Annotated in this window: 5 protein-coding genes; all 5 read right to left on the bottom strand. The window is 27.4% G+C overall.

Translation table 11 applies throughout. The annotated features are described in order from the left end of the window. Positions 1 to 171 precede the first annotated feature (171 nt). Entirely contained in the window at positions 172 to 582 is a 411-nt protein-coding gene (locus ACRC03_RS15420; RefSeq protein ID WP_438653482.1) for a single-stranded DNA-binding protein, read from the bottom strand. A gap of 8 nt (positions 583 to 590) precedes the next feature. Beyond that, positions 591 to 1211, bottom strand: a complete 621-nt coding sequence (locus tag ACRC03_RS15415) for a hypothetical protein (protein WP_438653481.1) — start codon at positions 1209 to 1211, stop codon at positions 591 to 593. A 183-nt stretch (positions 1212 to 1394) separates the two neighbouring features. Next, on the bottom strand, positions 1395 to 1853 hold the full coding sequence (locus ACRC03_RS15410) for a hypothetical protein (protein ID WP_438653480.1): 459 nt from the start codon (positions 1851 to 1853) through the stop codon (positions 1395 to 1397). Continuing rightward, complete coding sequence (locus ACRC03_RS15405) at positions 1847 to 2020, bottom strand: DUF6906 family protein (RefSeq protein ID WP_438653479.1); 174 nt, start codon at positions 2018 to 2020, stop codon at positions 1847 to 1849. The genes ACRC03_RS15410 and ACRC03_RS15405 overlap by 7 nt, the downstream gene beginning before the upstream one ends. A 15-nt stretch (positions 2021 to 2035) precedes the next feature. Next, positions 2036 to 2209: a hypothetical protein gene (locus tag ACRC03_RS15400; RefSeq protein ID WP_438653478.1), complete on the bottom strand. Its 174-nt coding sequence runs from the start codon at positions 2207 to 2209 to the stop codon at positions 2036 to 2038. Positions 2210 to 2242 lie beyond the last annotated feature (33 nt).

Raw genomic sequence — 2242 nt, 5'->3', positions numbered from 1 at the left:
AAGAGTTTCTACAACGTTATTTTCTTCCATTTCTTTAATCTTGTTATTTACTATTTCACTTATATTAATATTCATATCTACTTATCTCCCTTTTTATAAATTAAAAACCTTATTTATTTGCTAGGTTATAACTTAACTTACAACCTAGCTCAACTAACTTACAACCTTTTACTAGAAAGGTATATCTGGGTCATTTATAGCTTCAAACTCATTTGCATCTAGCCCTGCTCCTGGTACAAATGTATTTGTACTTTCAGATTTATTTCTATTATCTAAAAACTGAACTCTACTTGCATTCACTCTAGCAGCTCTTCTGTTCTCTCCTGCTTGATTTTGATATGTTTCTATTCTCAAACTACCTTGAATAGCTACTAAGCTTCCTTTAGTCAAATAATTAGCACAGCTTTCAGCTACCTTATTCCATACCTGTATATCTATAAAGTCTGTTTCCTTCTTTCCATCTTTTCCACTAAACTCTCTATCAACTGCTATTGCAAATTGAGCTACAGGAGTTCCACTTCCTGCGATATATCTTAACTCTGGATCTCTTGTTAATCTCCCAACTAATATAACTTGATTCATATTTCCTCCTAGCTTGCATAAAGCATTTTATATACTTTAACATTATCAATTTTTAATTCTTCTTTTAATTCAAATGCTTTTTCTATTTCTTCTTCACTTAATTCTCTTTCAAGTTTTTTTACTAAGTATTTTTTCATGAAATACTTTCTATTCATAGCATTATATTTTTCCTTATGCTTGTTTCTATAGTTTCTTTTCTTTTCTAAAAACTTATCATACTTTACTTTATCTTCTTTTACTCTGTTATAAGAATTAAGTTTATATTCCTTTACTCTATCAGCATTTTCTGACCTATATTTATTGTTTTCTTCAACTTGACATACTTTACATATACTTCTTCTTGACTTACTATCTTTGCTTCTAAATCTAAATTCAGTATCTGGAAGTATCTTTCTACAAGTGCAACACATCTTTACTCTATTTTCTTTTATATCTTTGTATTGGTCTGTTTCTAAGAATAAAGTAACTATGTAATCAATAAGTTCTTTTCTGCACTTTCTCTTTTCTTTTTTTACATTATCTTCAACATAGTTTTTCAAATCAGCTATACTTACATATCCATCTTTTCTAAATATTTTCAGACTATCATTAACTAAATTTTTAGCATAATACTGCTCATTTCTGTCCATTGCCCTTTATCCCCCTTGTAACAAACTTTAGTAAATCTACTAGAAATATAATAAATGCAACTATCCAAATAAATATAAATAAATCACTCAAGTTAACTCCTCCTGTTTATATTAATTGCATCTGTTATGCCAATACCAAGTACCATCACCAGCACCACAATAATTATTAGATTTAAACTCGCACTATTCAAAATACAATTCTCTTTCTTTTAACTCTAGGATCTTCTTCTCTGCTTTTTCTTTTACTCTAGTTTTTTTAGTTGTTTTTGCTATATGTTCATATCTAGTTATTTCTTTACTATCCTTTTTTCTTAATATATTTTTTAGTTTTCTTATTTCTTCATTTGATTCTATTCTTACTGTACATAGTAATTCTTGTGTTCTATTTGTCATTAGTGCTAAGCCTACTATGTTTTTTTCTTTTTCAACTAATTTATTTTCTAGATTATTTATTTTTAAAGTAAGTACTGACTTCTTTTTTTCAAGCTCAATACATGACTTGTTATACTGTTCAAGTGTGTTTCTAAACCCACGTTCCATTTTTTCAGTAGCTATTGAATTACCTTTTAATAATCCAACTCTATAAGATTCCTCTTTAGCTTTTTCAAGTAATTCATTGTGCTTTTTCTTAAGAATTAACATTCTAATCTACTCCCATCTAAAGTAAATTTTTCAACTTCTCCATTTGAAGTATTTATAAATCTGTATGATTTACCATCTTGTCTTTCTAATAAATACTCATTTGGATTAAGACCTAGTTTAGCTAATAACTCTTTATTCTTTCTAAATAATCTTTTACCATTTTTCATTTGTATTCCCCCTAGTTATATATTTGTAATTTTGTATATTTCTTGTCTTTGTTTTTGTGTTTTAATTACTATTTCATCTACCCATTCGCTTAGTTTTAATACGTCTTCATCATTTCTATATTTAATAAATAACGAACCTAATATATCAGTTAGTTGTTCAAAATCTTTACACTCTATTGCATCCATCATATTTATTTCCCCCTAGATTTTCTTCTATATTAT

It is taken from the genome of Romboutsia sp., from assembly GCF_051659545.1.
GTDB lineage: Bacteria > Bacillota > Clostridia > Peptostreptococcales > Peptostreptococcaceae > JBOFOR01.
This window is presented reverse-complemented; position numbering and strand designations above follow the sequence as displayed.

Excerpts from the sequence above, each read along its gene's own strand:
- ACRC03_RS15420 (WP_438653482.1), bottom strand. The coding sequence starts at position 582 with ATGAATCAAGTTATATTAGTTGGGAGATTAACAAGAGATCCAGAGTTA.
- ACRC03_RS15415 (WP_438653481.1), bottom strand. The coding sequence starts at position 1,211 with ATGGACAGAAATGAGCAGTATTATGCTAAAAATTTAGTTAATGATAGT.
- ACRC03_RS15410 (WP_438653480.1), bottom strand. The coding sequence starts at position 1,853 with ATGTTAATTCTTAAGAAAAAGCACAATGAATTACTTGAAAAAGCTAAA.
- ACRC03_RS15405 (WP_438653479.1), bottom strand. The coding sequence starts at position 2,020 with ATGAAAAATGGTAAAAGATTATTTAGAAAGAATAAAGAGTTATTAGCT.
- ACRC03_RS15400 (WP_438653478.1), bottom strand. The coding sequence starts at position 2,209 with ATGATGGATGCAATAGAGTGTAAAGATTTTGAACAACTAACTGATATA.